17 protein-coding genes are annotated in these 17863 nt (G+C 39.2%); all 17 read right to left on the bottom strand.

What is annotated here, in order from left to right:
* Nucleotides 1–3: 3 nt before the first annotated feature.
* The 17 genes from hisD to LHV68_01790 all read right to left on the bottom strand — a co-directional run bounded on the left by hisD (nt 4) and on the right by LHV68_01790 (nt 17860).
* Nucleotides 4–1176 (bottom strand): histidinol dehydrogenase, encoded by a 1173-nt coding sequence (hisD, locus tag LHV68_01870; protein MCB4790611.1) that lies wholly within the window; start codon nt 1174–1176, stop codon nt 4–6.
* Nucleotides 1177–1209: 33 nt separating this feature from the next.
* Nucleotides 1210–2466: a UDP-N-acetylglucosamine 1-carboxyvinyltransferase gene (gene murA, locus LHV68_01865; GenBank protein MCB4790610.1), complete on the bottom strand. Its 1257-nt coding sequence runs from the start codon at nt 2464–2466 to the stop codon at nt 1210–1212.
* Nucleotides 2467–2552: 86 nt separating this feature from the next.
* Nucleotides 2553–3419, bottom strand: a complete 867-nt coding sequence (gene prmC, locus LHV68_01860; GenBank protein MCB4790609.1) for a peptide chain release factor N(5)-glutamine methyltransferase — start codon at nt 3417–3419, stop codon at nt 2553–2555.
* Complete coding sequence (gene prfA, locus LHV68_01855) at nt 3419–4513, bottom strand: peptide chain release factor 1 (protein ID MCB4790608.1); 1095 nt, start codon at nt 4511–4513, stop codon at nt 3419–3421. The genes prmC and prfA overlap by 1 nt, the downstream gene beginning before the upstream one ends.
* Nucleotides 4514–4614: 101 nt before the next feature.
* Nucleotides 4615–4968, bottom strand: coding sequence for a 50S ribosomal protein L31 (gene rpmE / locus LHV68_01850; GenBank protein MCB4790607.1), 354 nt, complete (start codon nt 4966–4968; stop codon nt 4615–4617).
* A 276-nt stretch (nt 4969–5244) separates the two neighbouring features.
* Nucleotides 5245–5538: a DUF1232 domain-containing protein gene (locus LHV68_01845; GenBank protein ID MCB4790606.1), complete on the bottom strand. Its 294-nt coding sequence runs from the start codon at nt 5536–5538 to the stop codon at nt 5245–5247.
* Nucleotides 5539–5661: 123 nt separating this feature from the next.
* Nucleotides 5662–5931, bottom strand: coding sequence for a hypothetical protein (locus LHV68_01840; GenBank protein MCB4790605.1), 270 nt, complete (start codon nt 5929–5931; stop codon nt 5662–5664).
* Between the two features lie 11 nt (nt 5932–5942).
* Entirely contained in the window at nt 5943–6536 is a 594-nt protein-coding gene (locus LHV68_01835) for a hypothetical protein (GenBank protein ID MCB4790604.1), read from the bottom strand.
* A gap of 263 nt (nt 6537–6799) precedes the next feature.
* On the bottom strand, nt 6800–8053 hold the full coding sequence (gene rho, locus LHV68_01830; GenBank protein MCB4790603.1) for a transcription termination factor Rho: 1254 nt from the start codon (nt 8051–8053) through the stop codon (nt 6800–6802).
* 312 nt (nt 8054–8365) lie between these two features.
* On the bottom strand, nt 8366–9049 hold the full coding sequence (gene coaE / locus LHV68_01825; protein ID MCB4790602.1) for a dephospho-CoA kinase: 684 nt from the start codon (nt 9047–9049) through the stop codon (nt 8366–8368).
* Nucleotides 9046–11763, bottom strand: a complete 2718-nt coding sequence (gene polA / locus LHV68_01820) for a DNA polymerase I (protein ID MCB4790601.1) — start codon at nt 11761–11763, stop codon at nt 9046–9048. The genes coaE and polA overlap by 4 nt, the downstream gene beginning before the upstream one ends.
* 858 nt (nt 11764–12621) lie before the next feature.
* Nucleotides 12622–12921 (bottom strand): type II toxin-antitoxin system RelE/ParE family toxin, encoded by a 300-nt coding sequence (locus tag LHV68_01815; GenBank protein ID MCB4790600.1) that lies wholly within the window; start codon nt 12919–12921, stop codon nt 12622–12624.
* Between the two features lie 7 nt (nt 12922–12928).
* Nucleotides 12929–13150 (bottom strand): addiction module protein, encoded by a 222-nt coding sequence (locus LHV68_01810; protein ID MCB4790599.1) that lies wholly within the window; start codon nt 13148–13150, stop codon nt 12929–12931.
* 80 nt (nt 13151–13230) lie between these two features.
* Complete coding sequence (gene trxB / locus LHV68_01805) at nt 13231–14178, bottom strand: thioredoxin-disulfide reductase (GenBank protein MCB4790598.1); 948 nt, start codon at nt 14176–14178, stop codon at nt 13231–13233.
* A gap of 22 nt (nt 14179–14200) precedes the next feature.
* The gene (gene trxA, locus LHV68_01800; protein ID MCB4790597.1) at nt 14201–14524 is read right to left on the bottom strand and encodes a thioredoxin; all 324 of its coding nucleotides are present in this window, start codon (nt 14522–14524) and stop codon (nt 14201–14203) included.
* A gap of 118 nt (nt 14525–14642) precedes the next feature.
* Nucleotides 14643–17066: a PAS domain S-box protein gene (locus LHV68_01795; protein ID MCB4790596.1), complete on the bottom strand. Its 2424-nt coding sequence runs from the start codon at nt 17064–17066 to the stop codon at nt 14643–14645.
* Nucleotides 17067–17110: 44 nt separating this feature from the next.
* Nucleotides 17111–17860, bottom strand: coding sequence for a HEAT repeat domain-containing protein (locus LHV68_01790; GenBank protein MCB4790595.1), 750 nt, complete (start codon nt 17858–17860; stop codon nt 17111–17113).
* Nucleotides 17861–17863 lie beyond the last annotated feature (3 nt).

The raw sequence follows: 17863 nt of genomic DNA, 5'->3' as shown, positions 1-17863 counted from the left end.
TTCTTAGCTCCTTACCATTATAGAATTCTTGTGATTTAAAAACCCTTCTGCCTGGGCCAACCTGGCTATATACTTTGAATCACTTTTTATTTTGTTTTTCGAATAACTGATAAAACTTGTTCTTTTTAAGAAAGTTAAAACAGACAACCCGCTTGAAAAACGCGCCGTGCCTCCCGTAGGAAGCACATGAGACGGGCCTGCCCAATAATCGCCGACAGCTGTCGGGGTATAACTGCCTTCAAAAACTGCGCCAGCGTTGTTTATCCTTGAAATTACATTCTTAGGGTTTTTAACGGCTATTTCCAGGTGTTCCGGCGCTATTTCATTAATTTTCTCAATCGCCTTATCTAAAGAGCATTTTATGAGTTGTATCTGCCCTGTATATTTTTTTTGTATATATCCCCTGACATGCTTGAGCAATAGATCAGAATCCGTAAATAAATATGCTTTTGCTTTTGTATCATGCTCGGCTTGAGCAAGGAGGTCATTTGCCATAAACTCAAAATTTGCGCTCCGGTCTGCCAATATAACAACTTCGCTGGGCCCTGCCAGGGAGTCTATCCCTACTTTCCCGAATAACTGCCTTTTCGCTTCATTGACATAGGCGTTCCCCGGGCCGCATATAAAATCAACCTTTGGCACGGTTTTTGTACCTAAAGCCATTGCAGCTATTGCCTGAGCTCCGCCGAGCTGGTATATATCTTTGGCACCGCATAAGTTTGCCGTAAATAGAAATTCATCTGTTATGTTTTTAGGGGGTGTTGCCAGGATTATATTCTTAACGCCTGCGATTTTTGCCGGTATAGCGGTCATAAGGATCGTGGACAAATACGGATACCTCCCCCCGGGGATATAAAGCCCCACAGTTTCCAGAGGTTTGTAGTTCTGGCCTACCCGGCTTCCTTTTTGTTTTATTGACCAAGACCTGGGAAGTTTTTGAAGTTCTTTCAAATGAAAAACTTTTACATTTTTAGCTGCTTTTTTTATGGTTTCTTTAAGCAACGGATTAAGGTTTTTAAACGGGCTCTCTACCCTTGATCTTTTTATTTTAAATTCATTTGCCTTTATTTTCAGGCCATCAAACTTAAAGGAATACATTTCAAGAGCCTTGTCACCGTCCCTAGAAACAGCGGATATTATTGAAACTACTTGATCTGTTATTTTGGTATTTGTCATAGATGAAAATTATACTAAAATATAATACATTTATCAATCAGAAATTCGTCTAATTTTTGCCCCGATTTTACTCAGTTTTTTTTCAAGATTTTCATAGCCGCGGTCAAGATGGTATATCCTCAATATCTCGGTCCTTCCTTTTGCCACAAGCCCGGCAAGAACCAATGCAGCCCCGGCCCTAAGGTCAGAAACCATGACAGGAGCGCCGGACAGTTCTTTAACTCCTTTGATCATTACCTTGTTGCCTTTGACCTTTATATCCGCACCAAGCCTCTGCAGCTCACCGACATGCGACATCCTGCTTTCAAAAACAGTCTCAAAAATGAATGAACTGCCTTTTGTAATTGACATAAGAGCCATCCACTGGGCCTGGACATCAGTAGGAAAGCCGGGATAAACGCCCGTTTTAATATTTATGGGCTTTAGAGGCTTTGCCCATTTAGCGTTTATCCTGTCTTTATTTGTAGTAATTTTTAATCCTATTTTTCTTAATTTATCAATAATAATTCCCAAAATAGACGCATCAGCATTTATCAGTGTAATATCGCTTTTAGTGATCGCTGCGGCTATCAAATATGTTGCGGTTTCTATGCGGTCGGGAATAACCTTATGCTTACACCCTTTTAGACCCTTGACGCCCTCAACTACTATAGAACTTGTTCCTGCACCCGTTATTTTAGCCCCCATCTTTGTTAACATAGCCGCAAGGTCAACTATCTCGGGTTCTTTAGCGGCATTCTCTATTACTGTTTTTCCCTGGGCAAGCACGCTGGCAAGAAGAAGGTTCTCCGTGGCACCGACGCTCGGAAACCTGAACGATATGCGGTTTCCCTTTAGGCAGTCCGCCGTCATAGTTATATATCCCCCGTCCAGTTTAATATCGGCTCCGAGTTTTGCAAAACCGTCAAGATGGATATCTATGGGCCGTGCTCCTATGGCACATCCGCCCGGAAGAGAAACAGTGACTTTGCCGACTCTTGCTATCAACGGGCCGGATACAAGGATGCTTGCGCGCATTTTCCTTACCAGGTCATACGGGACCGTTGGCACTATGCACCGTTTGCTTGAATAAACCGTTACTGTACTGCCCTTTTTTATTACTTTTTTGTTTATATGTTCCAATAGTTTTATCGTGGTATCAATATCTGCCAGAGAAGGGACATTGTAAATGACACATTTTTCGTTAGTTAAAAGCGTGGCAATAAGAACGGGCAATGCAGCGTTCTTTGACCCTGAAATCCTTATTTTCCCTTTTAACCTTTTACCGCCGTTAATTATTATTTTATCCATGTTGTTAACTTAAAACGTAGAGCGTTCAGCGTTTAGCGGATAGGAACTTTAAAGTCTTTGATTTTCTATACGCTCTACGCTATCCGCTATACGCTCGATTGAACTATCAGCACTCTATCCAGCCCTGCGTAGTCTTTTCTTATTTTTTTTATCTTAAATCCCTCATCTTTAAATATCTCTGCTATTTTTAAGCTCTTATTCGCGTTCAATTCAACAGCCATATACCCACCGGGTTTAAGGTACGGCCTTGCCTCTTTAGCAAGGCGCCTATAAAAATCAAGCCCCTCTTTTCCGCCGTCAAGAGCTATCCGCGGCTCATAGCTTAGTTCAGGTAAAAGGCTGCCAAATTCATCATGAGCTACATACGGAGGATTTGAAACGATTATATCAATTCTATTAGTGATCCCTTCGTTTTTTACAGCCTCAAAGAGATCTCCCTGTTTTATCAATATCTTGCCTGCGAGGCAATGGGCCGTAACGTTCTGCCAGCAGACAGAAAGTGCTTCAAGGCTGATATCCGTTGCATAGGCCGTTTTAACATCCGCCATTTTGGCTATACTTACTGCGATACATCCGGAACCGGTACAAACATCCAAAATAATTGCATTCTTGAGAGGCTTCATCAAAGCTACGGTTTCTTCAACCAATATCTCGGTCTCGGGCCTCGGTATAAGCGCTTTTTCATTTACTGTAAATTCCAAACCCATGAACTCATGTCTGCCGAGTATGTAAGACAGAGGTTTCCTTGTCTTTCTTGTCTTTATATAATTTCTGTAAACCCCCAGTTTTTTTTCAGGGATAACATCGTCCTTCTGAATATTCAGATCCAAACGTTTGCATTGCAGGACATGTGCTAAAAGTAGTTCTGCCTCAAGCCTAGCGCTTGAAATATCGCTCTTATTAAAATAATCCGTAGTCCAGTCAAGGACTGTTTGTACCGTCCAGGGGTTCATTATGCCTCAAAAGAATTAAGCTTTTCTTCGTTATCAGCTTTCATGAGCTGTTCTATCAACTCGTCCAGGTCGCCTTCCAATACCTTCTCCAGCCTGTATAGGCTGAAATTTATCCTGTGGTCCGTGATCCTGTTCTGCGGGAAATTATATGTCCTTATCTTTTCCGAGCGGTCGCCTGACCCTACCTGTTTTTTCCTGTCGCTCTTTATCTCTTTTTCATGTGCTATCTGCTTTTGTTCAAGCAGTTTTGACCGCAATATTTTCATTGCTTTTGCGCGGTTTTTCATCTGGGACCTTTCATCCTGGCATGTTATGACCAAGTTTGTCGGAATATGGGTTATCCGTATTGCGGATTCGGTCTTGTTTACATGCTGGCCGCCAGCTCCAGATGCCCTGTAAGTATCTATCCTCAAGTCTTCCGGCTTTACTTCTATATCAACTTCTTCTGCTTCAGGAAGAACGGCAACGCTTATAGCAGAGGTGTGTATCCTTCCGGACGCCTCGGTTTCAGGTACCCTTTGGACCCTGTGTATGCCTCTTTCATATTTGAAATATTTCCATACATTTTTCCCGTTTATAGAGAATATTACTTCTTTATACCCGCCAAGCCCTGTCGGGTGGCTGTCCATAAGCTCCACTTTCCAGCCTTTTATTTCGGCATAACGCGTATACATCCTGAACATATCTCCGCAGAAAAGCGCAGCTTCTTCCCCTCCCGTACCTGCACGGATTTCCACGATGATGTTCTTGTCATCGTTAGGGTCAGGAGGAACTAAAAACAGCTTAATTTCCTGCTCCAGGCTTTCCTTCTTTTTTAAAAGCTCCTCGCCTTCAGTTATGGCCATAGCTTTCATTTCTGGATCGTTTGATTCCTTTAACTCGCTGAGGTTTTCAATATCCTTTTTTAACTGCTTATATTGGGCATACTTAGCTACGACAAGCGAAAGCCTTGAATGTTCCTTAAGGTAATTCCTGTAATTATCTCCCTGAGCCATGACAGCAGGGTCGCTCAAGAGTGTTTCAAGCTCTAAAAACCGTTTATTTACAAGTTCGAGTTTTTGTTCTATCATAGTTTTTGCCCGTTTAAGTCCCATCCCGCCATGGCGGGACAGCTCCTGCCAGATAGGTTCCACCTAAATAAAAATGACAGAGTCATCTAAAATTATTAACTCTGTCATTTCCAATATTATCTATGCTACTTACTTTCTTTTTTTTCTTCCTTTTTCTTTTCTTCTTTCTTCTTGGGTGCGGCTGCTGCGCTTCTTCTTTTGGGAGACGTTGAAAGTATCTTTCGCTTTGGCTTTGTTTCCACCCTTCTCTTTTTAGGTTCCTTGGCAAGGGTTTTTCCTTCAGTTTTTTTAAATCTCTGTTTAAATTTTTCTACTCTTCCCGCAGTGTCAATAAGCTTCTGTTTTCCTGTAAAGAACGGATGACAGGCTGAACATATTTCTAATTTTATCACTGGTTTTGTTGACCTCGTAATAAAAGTGTTGCCGCACGCGCAGGTTACAGTCGCTTCTACATATTTCGGATGAATTCCTTCTTTCATATCAAATGCTCCTTTCTATGTCTCAGTTTATTTTAAAAAGTTGAAGCCTAATTATAGAGAAAATTAACTAAAAAGTCAAATTATTTCTGCATTAATGCGAGAATGTTTCCATTTATTTTAAAATAGACCTGATAGGACATATTTCATAAACATATCGTAATAACAATATACCATATGTCCATGTTAAAAGGCATTTAGATTATGTCCTATTGCGGAATTAAGAGGAAGGAATGTATTATAGCAAGTTTGCGGGAAAACCTAAAGACGTTAGTCAATCTACTTAGCTCCAACATCGAGATTTTCCGCTTTACGGCGGCAGTCTTCTATTACTTCATCAGGTATTAGATAAAGTGCGATATATATCAGAAGAGGCACAATAACTAGGTCATCCAAGTGGCCTATGACCGGGATAAAATCAGGTATGATATCTATCGGAGAAAGCGCATATGTAACCGCTGTGCCAAGCAAGATTTTAGATAATAAGGGTGTGCGGCTGTCTTTTAAAATCAGTTGATATACCTTTATTTCACGCTTGAAATCATTACATATAGTTTTTAGTTTTTTTATCATTTTTACCTGTTCAAAGCGAGTTAGAACCTTAAGTACTATTTCTAAAACTATTTTAGACTATATCTATTTTCTTCCCGCAATGAGGGCACACAGTATCACTTGTTCCTGTTTTATGCATCTCTTCTATAAAGCCGGCAGCAAGAATACCGGCTGGCAATCCGAACATGGCAATACCGATAAGTACTCTATCGAGAATAAAACGACAGAAAACAACTCTACAAACTGAAAAAGAGCAGAGTATCTAACAGCTATAGTTTTTTCTGTTTCAAGGACGACAACTATCACATTAAAAAGGATTAAACTTACAATGCCGCTATTTACAACAATAGAAGCAAAATCCCTATTTTTAAACTCAAGAATATTAGAAATATAATGTCTGATTTTTTGATACAATTCTATGAAACCTACCTGTAAACGATATTATCTAAATATATTACAAATCCCTGTGGATTATCTTTTTGCGAGGCGGCGAAGCAGAAACCGCCAGCTAAGCGCTTAAGGTTTGGATTAACGTCAAAGGGTATCTCATATTCTTTCCATTCTTTTGTAAGCACTACAGGGCCTATGTTGTAGAGTGCTGTATCGGGAAAATCGCCCTGCATTCCGCCTACTTTGAATTCGGATATCGTTTCCCCGCCTTTTTCACCGCGTACCCAGAAAACAAGCCTTGTTGCTCCGGTAAGGTCAAAACCGCCTTTTTCAAGTTTCGCCCAGTTGTTCGCAGGCTCCTGCCAGTAAACACCTGCCCATCTCTGGCCGCTTGCAGCTTTGGCGGTATACGTTATTTTAATACAGGACAGGCCTTCTTGAGGATTCTCTGTAGAATCTTCGATAATAGTTATATCACCGAAATCACCCATAACACCTGTCGGTACATAGTGATTCATAGGTAACCTGCCGTCCTTGTAAACATAAAACGGTTTAAACCCTTTATTGCCGCACCCTAAAAAAAATAATGCAACCATCATACTTACTGCCGCAACTTGCAATTTTTTCATATAAACTCCTTTTTTAATTTATTTTATTTCGACGGTTTATTCCTGCCCAAGGCAGAAATAAAAAACCACACCTTGATATAAGCACATAATAACAGGATTTTATCTCTTTAGCTTTGATCTGTCAATGTGTGCAGAAATAGGGCTTATTATGAGTTATGGGTTATGAGTTCGTAGAAAAGGCATTGGTAAGTATATCTGTAAGATGACTTAATTATAAATGAATACCAGAAATTAGCTGTTTTTCGCAAACTACAGATGCGTATTTAACTGGACAGTTCCATTGATTTCAGGAAATCTTTATTTGATTTTGTTGCGGATATCTTTTCTATTAAAAGCTCCATCGCCTCAATGGGGTTAAGCGGCGTAATCACCTTTCTTAAGATCCATACCTTTGCAAGCTCTTCCTCATTTAAAAGAAGCTCTTCCTTTCGGGTTCCTGAGCGGGCAATATCTATGGCAGGGAATATCCTCCTGTCCGCAAGCTTCCTGTCAAGGTAAACTTCGCAGTTTCCTGTTCCTTTAAATTCTTCAAATATAACATCATCCATACGGCTTCCTGTTTCAATAAGTGCCGTGGCTATTATCGTAAGGCTTCCGCCTTCTTCAATATTTCTTGCGGCACCGAAAAACCTTTTCGGCCGCTGAAGCGCATTTGAATCAAGGCCTCCGGAAAGCACTCTTCCACTTGACGGAGTAACGGTATTATACGCTCTTGCAAGCCTCGTGATCGAGTCAAGAAGGATCACAACGTCTTTTCCGTGTTCAACAAGCCTTTTTGCTTTTTCTATCACCATTTCAGCTACCTGAATATGGCGGTCTGCCGGTTCATCAAAGGTTGAAGATATAACCTCTCCTTTTACCGAGCGCTGCATATCCGTGACTTCTTCCGGCCTTTCATCTATCAATAGAACCATCAAAACTATTTCAGAGTGATTTTTTGTTATGGAATTGGCTATTTTCTGCAAAAACACTGTTTTTCCTGTTCTTGGCGCTGCATTTATAAGCATTCTCTGGCCTTTTCCCAACGGCGTGACCAGGTCTAAAACCCGGGTAGATACCTCGTTTCTTTCCGTTTCAAGCACTATTCTTTTGTTTGGGTATAAAGGAGTCAGGTTATCAAACAATATCCTTTCCCTTATATTCTCCAGGTCCTGCCCGTTAACGGATTTTACCTGAAGCAGAGCAAAGAACCGCTCCTGGTCTTTCGGAGGGCGGACATAACCTGCGACCGTATCTCCTTTACGAAGGGCGAATTTCTTTATCTGGGAAGGAGAAATGTATATGTCATCAGGGCCCGGTAAATAGTTATAGTTAGGAGAACGCAAAAAACCGAAACCGTCCGGCAAAACCTCAAGCACACCTTCATCATAAACAAGGTTGTTCTCCTTGGTCTGCGCTTCAAGGATCTTTGCTATCAACTCCTGTTTTCTAAGACCCGCCACTGACTCGATCTTAAGTTCCTTTGCAAGCGTGTTTAGTTCCGGGATAGTGCGGTTAGCCAGAGCAGTAACGTCCATAGATTTCTCCATTTAAAACCTCCGTTGTTATTAATTATGATTTTTATTGGATTTTAAAAGCATTAAAAAGATTTGTTAAACCTGTAAGGTATCAAAGTTTGTTGGGAATTAGTTAAATGCATTAGTTTAATGAGTTTATTTAAGATTTTCAAAGGGGTAAATAGGGTTTAAATTTATAAAACAGTATTTTAGATTATTTTATTTAGCAGGACATTTTTTTTATAGTTGGATTCAAATTTGTTTACTGGAAAGCCCCGTAAGATATGCCAAAAGTAATGTTAGAAAAGTAACTCTGTTAAGAATTATAACTAATTACTTATTTTTTGTCAAGCCCTCCCAAATATTTTTTACCTGTTCTTTTATTTTTTGGCCGGCTAACGAATTATTTATTTTGTGATCTGCAAGCTTCAGCTTTTTATTTAAAGGAATCTGGGCTTTTATCCTGGCTAATATCTCAGGTCTGTTTAGTTTATCCCTTTTTTTTATGCGAGACACCTGCACTTTAAAAGGGACCCAGACAACTATATTTTTATCCATATACCTGTCAAGACCGACTTCATAAAGGAGCGGAGCTTCAAGGATAACAAAATGTTTTTTGGGCTTGCCTAAAGACCTTATCTGCTTATTTACTATACCTATTATTCTTGGGTGGGATATGTGTTCCAGTATCTTTCTTTTCTTATTATCGTTAAAAACTATGTCTGCCAATTTTTTCCTGTCTATTTCCTTGTTCTTTTTTAATATAGCCGTGCCAAATTCCCTTACTATATCCCTATATGCATCAAAACCGGGTTTCGTTATATCCCTTGCTATCTTATCAACATCAATGACCTTTGCGCCAAGCCTTGCAAATTCTTTTGCAACAGTGGTTTTTCCGGTACCAAATCCGCCAGTCAATCCTACTAAAAACACCCCTTTGTTTTTGTTAATTCTTAGTTTGTTGTTAATTTTGCAATTTGCATTTTGCAGTTTACATTTTGCATTCGGTTTTATCATATTTTTTCCATATCCATCCAGTTGGGACCTGCTTTCAGGTCAACCGTTACAGGGACATCGAGCTTTACTGCCGTTTCCATTATTTTTTTTATTATCTGAGCATCGTGTTTGAGCCGGCCTTTTGTCAGTTCAAACAACAATTCATCATGGACCTGCAGAAGCATCTTTGTTTTTTCTTTATCTCTATCTCTGCCTATCTTCTTCTCAATCTCTACCATGGCAACTTTGATTATATCAGCTGATGTCCCCTGTATAGGAGTATTTAAAGCTATCCTTTCTGCACCAGCCCTGATTTGTCCGTTCTTTGCATTTATCTCAGGGATATAGCGTATCCTGCCAAGAAGAGTAGACACATAACCGTTCTTTTGCGCTTCTTTTACTATGCATTCCATCCATTCTTTCACGCCCTTATACCTTATAAAATAGTTGTCGATATACTCTTTTGCCTGGTGGTTCGGTATGCCCAGCTGTTGGGCAAGGCTGAATGCCGATTGTCCGTAAACTATCCCGAAATTTATGGTTTTTGCTATCCTTCTTAAATCAGGGTCTGCTTTTCCAAAAACCTCTCTTGCAGTAGTAGAGTGTACATCTTCATTGTTTTTAAAAGCGCTCATAAGAGCTTGATCCTGTGTAATATGTGCCAAAACCCTTAAATCTATCTGCGAATAGTCCGCTGAAAGAAGGATGTTATCGGGTTCACAGATAAACCCCCTGCGTATCATTTTGCCGTAATCCGATTTCACTGGGATATTCTGCAGGTTAGGGTTTGAGCTAGACAGCCTGCCGGTCGAAGTAATTGTCTGGTTAAACGAAGTATGGACCCTGTTCGTCTCTTTCTCTGAAAGCTCTATAAGCGAATCGATATAAGTAGATTTAAGTTTCTGTATCTCGCGGTACTCTATCAGTTTTTTAGGGAGTTCATGCTGGCTTGAAAGTATTTTTAAAACCTCCTCGTCAGTAGAAAACCCTGTTTTTGTCTTTCGGACAGTGGGCAACTTCAGTTTCTCAAATAAAATAAAAGAAAGCTGTTTCGGCGAATTAGGGTTAAATTCCTGGCCTGCAATTTTATATATTTCTTTTTCAAGTTCTCCAGCTATTACACTAAACTCTTTTGAAAGCTTTTTAAAATGGCTGTCATCAATTTTTATGCCGTTTTCTTCCATGGAAGCAAGTATTTCAACTAAAGGCATTTCAACGTCATTGAACAGCTTATCAAGTTTTTTGTCGGTCAGCATTTCTTTAAAAGCTTGAGCTAATCTAAACACCATCACAGCATCGGCGCAGGCATATTCTGCTGCTTTTTGTACCTCAACCTTATCCATGGTTGTCTGGTTCTTGCCTTCGCCAATCAGTTCTTCAATCCTTGTCATCTGAATTCCGAGATAATCAAGCACAATGTCTTTCAGTCCATGGTTCGTGCGTGAAGGGTTAAGGCAGTAAGAGGCCACCATAGTATCAAAATATATACCGTAAAGGCTGATACCGTTATTTTTTAAAACAATGAGGTCGTATTTTATGTTCTGGCCGTATTTTTTAATATTCTTATCTTCAAGAATATCTTTTAGTGTATTAAGAACTTGCTTTAATTCCATCTGCTCCTGAGAACCAAGATAATCATGGCCGACCGGAATATAATACCCTTGTGAACTGTCACAGGCAAAAGACAACCCTACTATTTTTGCCTTAAACGGGTTTACGTCATCAGTCTCCAAATCTAATGAAACCAGTCCTTCTTTTCTCATCTTTTTAACTAATAAATCAAGGTCTTTTTGAGAAAATATGGTATTGGAAATTACCTTATCCTGCTCTTTTAAAACAGGATCGGCAGGCACAGGGTTAAGGGCTGCACTGTCAAAGGATGCAGGGGCTGGATGAGAGAATTCTTTTACCAGGGTATGAAATTCAAGCCGTTTAAAAAACTCTGTTGCCTTTTCCGCGTTTATTTCTTTAAGCTTAGCGTCATGCCAATCAAGCCCTACCTGGACTTTCCTGTCTAAGGTTACAAGGGATCTGCTTTTTAGAGCATCTTCCTTTGAATTTGCCAAAAGCTCTTTTGTTTTCCCCTTAACAGAGTCAAGGTTTTCATATACACCGTTAAGAGAGCCATACTCCTGTATAAGCTTTGTAGCAGTTTTCTCGCCAATCCCTTTTACTCCAGGCACATTGTCGCTTGAATCCCCCATAAGAGCAAACATTTCAACAAGCTGTGATGGTTCTACTCCATACTTTTCCTTTACCTTTTCTTCCGTATATAAAACATCTTTCTGTTCGTTCCAGACATTTATCTTTTCATCCACCAGTTGAAGCGCATCCTTGTCTCCGGTGATAATGATTACCTCTGCCCCGTCATTTTTAGCGTTCTGGGCAAGGGTAGCTATAATATCATCACCCTCATAGCCTTCTTTCTCCAACAAAACGATATTAAGCGCCTTAATAGCCTCTCTTGCAAGTGGCATCTGGCTTTTTAATTCATCGTCAATCACTTTTCTATGAGCCTTATAAAGAGGGTACTCTTTATGCCTGAAGGTTTTTGCGGGGTAATCGAAACACACAACGAGGTATTCCGGTTTTTTTGAGTTTACAACTTTTAAAACCATTCTTATAAACCCATACACGGCGTTTACCATTTCTCCCTTTGATGTAGTCAAGGGTGGAAGAGCATGATAAGCCCTGTGGATATAAGCATTGCCGTCGATAAGATAAAGTTTAGACATTTTATTATTTTTCAATATTTTAAATATATAAAGACAACTTCGCGGGGCTGTTCCACCCCTGCACCACCGAGTCCATTTTCTTTGCCCGCCTCCTCTTTCGCCAAGGCTACAGAGGACAAGCAATCCTTTCACTCTACTTTGTTTTAATAAGTTGGGGCTCAGATTTATCCTTCGTAGCTTTAGCGAAGAAGGACAGTCCTCGCCGACTACCCCGGCATTCTTGGGGACGTAGTCAAATAGACAAATTAAGTTTCTCTATTTTCCCATTTTGCTACATATTGCGAACCTGCATTTGGGGACGAACCTAACTAATAAACGTAAGTGGTTCTCCTTCTTGTAGTCTTATTGTATCTTTTTTCAGATTTTCACACTGCAAGTATTGCTGGAGGGCAATTAAGCACGCTTTTAGCGGGCTTTGGTGAGTGGTGAGCGAAGTCGAACCACGAACCCTTGCAGTGTAACTATTCCCCCCACGCACAGAAGCATTCAGGGATTTTCTTTGAGCGGGTTTAATGCAACTATGAATGAGTGTTTTTCAGGAAGAAGTTGGCGAGGACTGTCTGAGGTCATTCCTGGCGAAGCTGAAGACCGAGTTCCGCAGCCACCTGAAAAATACGAATGAATGCATTATTAGCGAAAAGGAAATCTCTGAATGCTTCAAATACACCACTAACTGTTCTTAGAGCAATCGCAAATACTTGGATACTTTCCTTTTGTAAAACGTTACTTTAGCACTTTTACAAACAAAAAACCATACTTCTTTGATGCAAGCATGGTTTCACATTTTGTATAACTCTTGGGATAAGTGGCCAAGAATTATTTCAGGTTCTGGGTTTTTATATCTACAATTGAAAAGAGTTATTTCTGTTTTAATCTTGATTTCCATGAATAGGGATGTTTATGCATGTGCATTATCGCCACTATCAAAATCATATCCGTTCTTATTTGATAAATAATACCATAAGGGAACCGGTTTGTGCGACATCTCCGTGTTCGTGCAGAAAGAGGCGCCCAGGCTTCATTATAGCTTTCAATTCTTTCAAGAGTTCTTCCTACTTCTGCTGCAAATTCGTAACCGAGGCCTTCGCTTTGTTGATTATAATATGCACAAGCGTCTTTGAATTCTATTTCTGCTATCTCTAAGAATTTGATTTCCATTATAGGTTTATTTATCTATTCTTTTGAAAACGTCTTTTGCAGGAATAGCTTTCAACTTCCCTTGGTCATAAGCATTAATCCTATCTTCCGATTCCTTGATCCACTGCTTATCAACTTCTTTGCGGAATTCTTTATTAAAACTCTCAAAAATATATTCAACCAGTTCTGCTCGCTCAATCGGAGGTAAATCTAATGCTTTTTCAATAATTTTTTTTGCATTTGCGTTCATAACACCTCTCCCTTAACTCTTCTATATCAGAAAATCTTGCTATATGATTTTAGCAAATATTGACTGCTGTTTCAATTGATTTATTTGTACGATGTTCCTTTTAATTCGTCTACATATTCTTGTGCTGAGAAAGCAGCGGCTGCGCCGTCCCCTACGGCAGTTACTACCTGTTTTAACATCTTGTTTCTCACGTCTCCGCAGGCAAATATACCAGGCACAGAAGTCTTCATATCATTATCCGTTAAAACGTAACATCTTTCATCTAATTTAAGCGTATCTTTCAGGAACATAGTGTTTGGCACATAGCCTGCAAAAATAAAGACACCCGAAGCATCTGTCTGTTTTTCCTTTCCATCCACTACATTTTTGATTAATACGCCCTTCACATTTTCGTCGCCTGTTATTTTTGTTACTATAGAGTTTAAAACAATAACCATTTTAGGATTATTAAAGGCCCTGTCTTGTATTAGCTTTGCCGCGCGCAGCCTGTCCCTTCTGTGTATGAGAGTTACCTTTTTTGCAAATCTTGTAAGATAAATGGCTTCCTCTACCGCAGAATCGCCCCCACCCACCACTATAATGTCTTTTGCTTTAAAAAACGGGCCGTCACAGGTTGCACAGTAGGAAACTCCCTTTCCTAAAAACTCCTCTTCACCGGGCACTTGAAGCTTTTTAGGGTTAGCTCCAGAAGATATTATTACAGTTAATGTTTTAAATGAAGAGTTTTGGGTTTTTACGGTTTTCAGGTTATCAGTTTTTTCTATTATTAAGCCGGTTACTTCGTCGTTTATTATTTCAACGCCGAACTTCCTTGCCTGTTCTTCAAATTTTGCCGAAAGTTCAAAACCGCTTATCCCTTCTGGAAATCCAGGATAGTTTTCAATGTTGTCCGTAATTATAACCTGCCCGCCGCACCCCATTTTTTCTATGAGGAGTGTCTTTAATTTTGAACGGGTCGTATATATAGCTGCAGTCAGGCCAGCAGGGCCTCCGCCTATGATTATAACGTCATAAATATTGTCGCTCATTTTAAAAGATGTACAGGCTGGTTTAGGCTATTACCTTATCTACTATTTTTTTCAGGTCATTCTTTGATCTAAAACCTACGATTCTTTCCACAACTTTCCCGGCTTTAAAGAAAAGGAGGCAGGGTATAGAAGTTATTTGATATTTGCTTGCAACACCGAGGTTTTCGTCCGTATTGATTTTCCCTACTTTCAGTTTTCCGGCATATTCTTTGGCTATTTCTTCTACTACCGGGCCTATCATCTTGCACGGGCCGCACCATGGCGCCCAAAAATCTACTAACACAGGAACCTGTGAATTTAATACTTCTGCGTCAAAATTCTGTTCATTAATGACCATATCTGCCATATTATCCTCCGATGTCGCGTCCCGCTTTAGGCGGGACTGTCATTCCTTCTAATATTAAAAAACTGTATTTATTTTTACGTATTTTACTAAACAAGCTTAAAAAAGTCAATGAAGTAAATCATCCATTATTGTTCTCTATTATTTCTCTTACTATTTTCAATAACTCTATTTTACTAAATGGTTTTTGAAGGAATCTATACCCTTTTTCCTGTATTTCAGAAAACCGGGATTTATCATCAAGATAACCGCTGCAAACTATTACACCGATATTTTTTTTGATTAGTTTTAATCGTTCAATAGTTTCTAACCCGTTTCCATCGGATAATATCATATCAGTTATGACTAAATCAATACTTTTACTGTTTTGCCCAAAAATTTCAATTGCATTTTTTGAATTTGCTGCATTAAAAATATGATAGTTATTTCTCTCTAGTATACTTACTATATATCGAAGAACTTGTTCATCATCTTCAACAACCAGAACATGTTCACTTTTGCCTTTTAATTTAAAGGCTTTATCTTTTTCTCTATCTTTTTCTCTATCTTTTTCTCTATCTTTTTCTTTAAAAGCTTCTTCTGCTTTTATAACAGGAAGATAAATTTTAAAAACTGTTCCATCGGCAGGTTCGCTATAAACATTTATCCATCCATTGTGTGCTTTTACAATTCCGTAAACTACGGGCAACCCCATCCCACTTCCTTTTCCAAGTCCTTTTGTAGTAAAAAACGGCTCAAAAACATGTTTTAGCGTTTCTTTATCCATCCCTACGCCGTTATCTGCTATAGAAAGCCGGATATATTTTCCAGGCTGTGAGCCTTCAAGCGCCCTGCTTTGATCTTCGTTTAAAATTATACTTTCTGTCCTTATTGTTATTGTTCCGCCTTTAGGCAGCGCATCTCTTGCATTGATACAGATATTTATAACTACCTGTTCAATGTTGGATAAATCAGCTTTGATGATCTCAATATCAGGTTCTAATTCCAAATTCACTGTAATATCTTCACCAATCAGCCTTTTCAGCATTTGCAAAATGTCGTTTATTGTTTTATTTATATTTAAAGGGTAAAAACCCATAGGTTGTTTTCTGCTATAAAGCAATAACTGCATGGTAAGAGATGCAGCTTTCTCCGCAGCTAAACTTATTTCCTTAAGGTCTATGTAGGTATTACTTGTCTTATCGACTTCACCCATTATAAGATTTGTATTACCGGAAATAACGGTTAACAAGTTATTGAAATCATGCGCTATTCCGCCTGCTAAGGAACCTATGGCATCCATTTTATAGGTTTGCCGGAGCTGTTCTTCTAAATGTTTCTGCTCAGTAATATCACGGAAGTACCATACCCTGCCATAGTATTTATTATCACTGCCTAACATAGGAGCTGAATAACGGTCTAAGATCCTGCCATCTTTAAGATTGATATTCTCACGGCTTGTTTCATTCCGGTTTTGGTACAAATAATTTATCTTGCTGATAAATTCTCCAGGGCTTACTAATTTATCTTGTACTAATTGAAAAGCTTGTTCATAATATCTGGATTCTCTTGCCTCAGAAGGAATACCCCATATCTCAGCAAACCTGTGGTTGTATGATATAATGCCACCAGCTTCATTCAGCATAACTATTCCATCGATCGAAGCTTCCTGTTGAGTGCGAAGAATTACATTTTTGAATTCCTGAATCTCCTGCATCCGTTTGCGTTGCGTGATGTCGCGCGAAATATCAATCAACAGACTCTTGCCTTCGATCTCAATTTCTTTCACCGATACTTCTAAATCAAAAACCGATCCATCCTTACGGCGGTGCCTGGCCTCAAAGATATATTTCTTGTCACCAGCTATCCTGCCGGCACTTTTACTAATCAAAAATGGTGTGCTATCTGCATCAAGAAATGAAATGGGCTTGCCGATGATTTCTTCCCGCGAATAGCCATGCATCAGCATAACCGTAGCATTGGCATCCCTGATGATAGGAATCCCTTCATCCGTCAATTCTAGAAGCATGATGGAGTCACTTGCCTGGTCAATGATTTTGCGGTACTTGATCTCATTATCCCGCAGTGACTCTACCACTTTCATTTTCTCAGTGATATCCCGGGCCAAAACATTTATCCCTGCAATTTTCCCTTCCGGCGTTTTAATCGGACCCCAAATGATTTCATAGTATATGCCGGTATTTTGCTGGAACTGCTGCTCAATAAAGTTTTTTCCTTTGAGGGCACGGTCAAAACTTGCTTTAGCAAGCCGTTTTAGTTCCGGAATGGTCAGGTAATCCAGTATGCATTTCCCGATTTCTATGTCAGCGTTATATACTTTTTTCATTTCATTGCTATGGTTTTCATTAAAAGCTATATAGCAGTAATTCTTATCAAGTGCAAATATTAACATGTTTTTTTGGCTATTGATTATAGATTGTAAAAGGATATTCTGTTTAGATAACTTTTCTTCTGATTCCTTTGCAGACTCAAAAAGCCTGCGGTAACGGACTTCAGAAGTTTCAATATCTTCTTTCGTGCGGTTGTCTTCAGTTTTTTTGCCCATACTATTGTCCCATCAATTGACTGGTACCTGATCTTTTAAAATAATTAAAATATCCATTCACCGCCGGATCTCTCATTTTTTAAAATCATATTTACTTGGTCAACTTTATCTTTTTGTAATTTAACTTCGCCGTTTACTATCTTTTTTTCAAGCTCAAGAAGGCTTTTTAAAACTTCTCTTTGCACTCTGTTATCCGTATCATGGTAAAGCTTCAATAAAATAGCCACAGTCTCATCAGACGCTATCCTGTCAAGTACAGGTATGACATTCATCCTTATCAAAGGATTATTATCGTTTGAAAATTTGACAAGAAAATCCATTACTGAATCCGGGGCGCTTTCATAAAGGTTCACCGCCATCAATGATACCCAATCTCTTAAGGCATTAACAGCAGGTGATGTCACTTCTTCCACACTTATTCCTTGTATTATATTATTTGAAAGTTCCTCCTGTCCGTGTTTAAACATGGTTTCTTTGAAATTAAATTCTCCTTCTTGTTTATTGAGCATCTCAGCCCTTAGCTTCTGTTCTAAATATTTTGTACGTATATCCAGTTCTGCGCGCATCTCTTCAAATTCCCGCTTTTTTAAATCACTGAGCGCATTGCGAAGTTGTTCTACGGTGTTGTGTTCGTAACCAAGCAGTTCCTTGTTTTTCTCAAAGCCTTTATAAAACTCATCCCTTTCATCTCTTATTTTCCGGCTATTTTCCTTGGCTTCGTTAAGCAAGTCTTTTGCGTGAACGAGCTTTATCTTTTCTTTCTTATAATAAAAAAAATATCTTACAAATAACACGGT

Origin of the sequence: Candidatus Liberimonas magnetica (assembly GCA_020523885.1) — a bacterium.
GTDB lineage: Bacteria > Elusimicrobiota > Endomicrobiia > Endomicrobiales > JAFGIL01 > Liberimonas > Liberimonas magnetica.
Note: the sequence above shows the minus strand (reverse complement) of the source record. Positions and strands in the feature narration are given on the sequence as shown.

Excerpts from the sequence above, each read along its gene's own strand:
- hisD (MCB4790611.1), bottom strand. The coding sequence starts at position 1,176 with ATGACAAATACCAAAATAACAGATCAAGTAGTTTCAATAATATCCGCT.
- murA (MCB4790610.1), bottom strand. The coding sequence starts at position 2,466 with ATGGATAAAATAATAATTAACGGCGGTAAAAGGTTAAAAGGGAAAATA.
- prmC (MCB4790609.1), bottom strand. The coding sequence starts at position 3,419 with ATGAACCCCTGGACGGTACAAACAGTCCTTGACTGGACTACGGATTAT.
- prfA (MCB4790608.1), bottom strand. The coding sequence starts at position 4,513 with ATGGGACTTAAACGGGCAAAAACTATGATAGAACAAAAACTCGAACTT.
- rpmE (MCB4790607.1), bottom strand. The coding sequence starts at position 4,968 with ATGAAAGAAGGAATTCATCCGAAATATGTAGAAGCGACTGTAACCTGC.
- LHV68_01845 (MCB4790606.1), bottom strand. The coding sequence starts at position 5,538 with ATGATAAAAAAACTAAAAACTATATGTAATGATTTCAAGCGTGAAATA.
- LHV68_01835 (MCB4790604.1), bottom strand. The coding sequence starts at position 6,536 with ATGAAAAAATTGCAAGTTGCGGCAGTAAGTATGATGGTTGCATTATTT.
- rho (MCB4790603.1), bottom strand. The coding sequence starts at position 8,053 with ATGGACGTTACTGCTCTGGCTAACCGCACTATCCCGGAACTAAACACG.
- coaE (MCB4790602.1), bottom strand. The coding sequence starts at position 9,049 with ATGATAAAACCGAATGCAAAATGTAAACTGCAAAATGCAAATTGCAAA.
- polA (MCB4790601.1), bottom strand. The coding sequence starts at position 11,763 with ATGTCTAAACTTTATCTTATCGACGGCAATGCTTATATCCACAGGGCT.
- LHV68_01815 (MCB4790600.1), bottom strand. The coding sequence starts at position 12,921 with ATGGAAATCAAATTCTTAGAGATAGCAGAAATAGAATTCAAAGACGCT.
- LHV68_01810 (MCB4790599.1), bottom strand. The coding sequence starts at position 13,150 with ATGAACGCAAATGCAAAAAAAATTATTGAAAAAGCATTAGATTTACCT.
- trxB (MCB4790598.1), bottom strand. The coding sequence starts at position 14,178 with ATGAGCGACAATATTTATGACGTTATAATCATAGGCGGAGGCCCTGCT.
- trxA (MCB4790597.1), bottom strand. The coding sequence starts at position 14,524 with ATGGCAGATATGGTCATTAATGAACAGAATTTTGACGCAGAAGTATTA.
- LHV68_01795 (MCB4790596.1), bottom strand. The coding sequence starts at position 17,066 with ATGGGCAAAAAAACTGAAGACAACCGCACGAAAGAAGATATTGAAACT.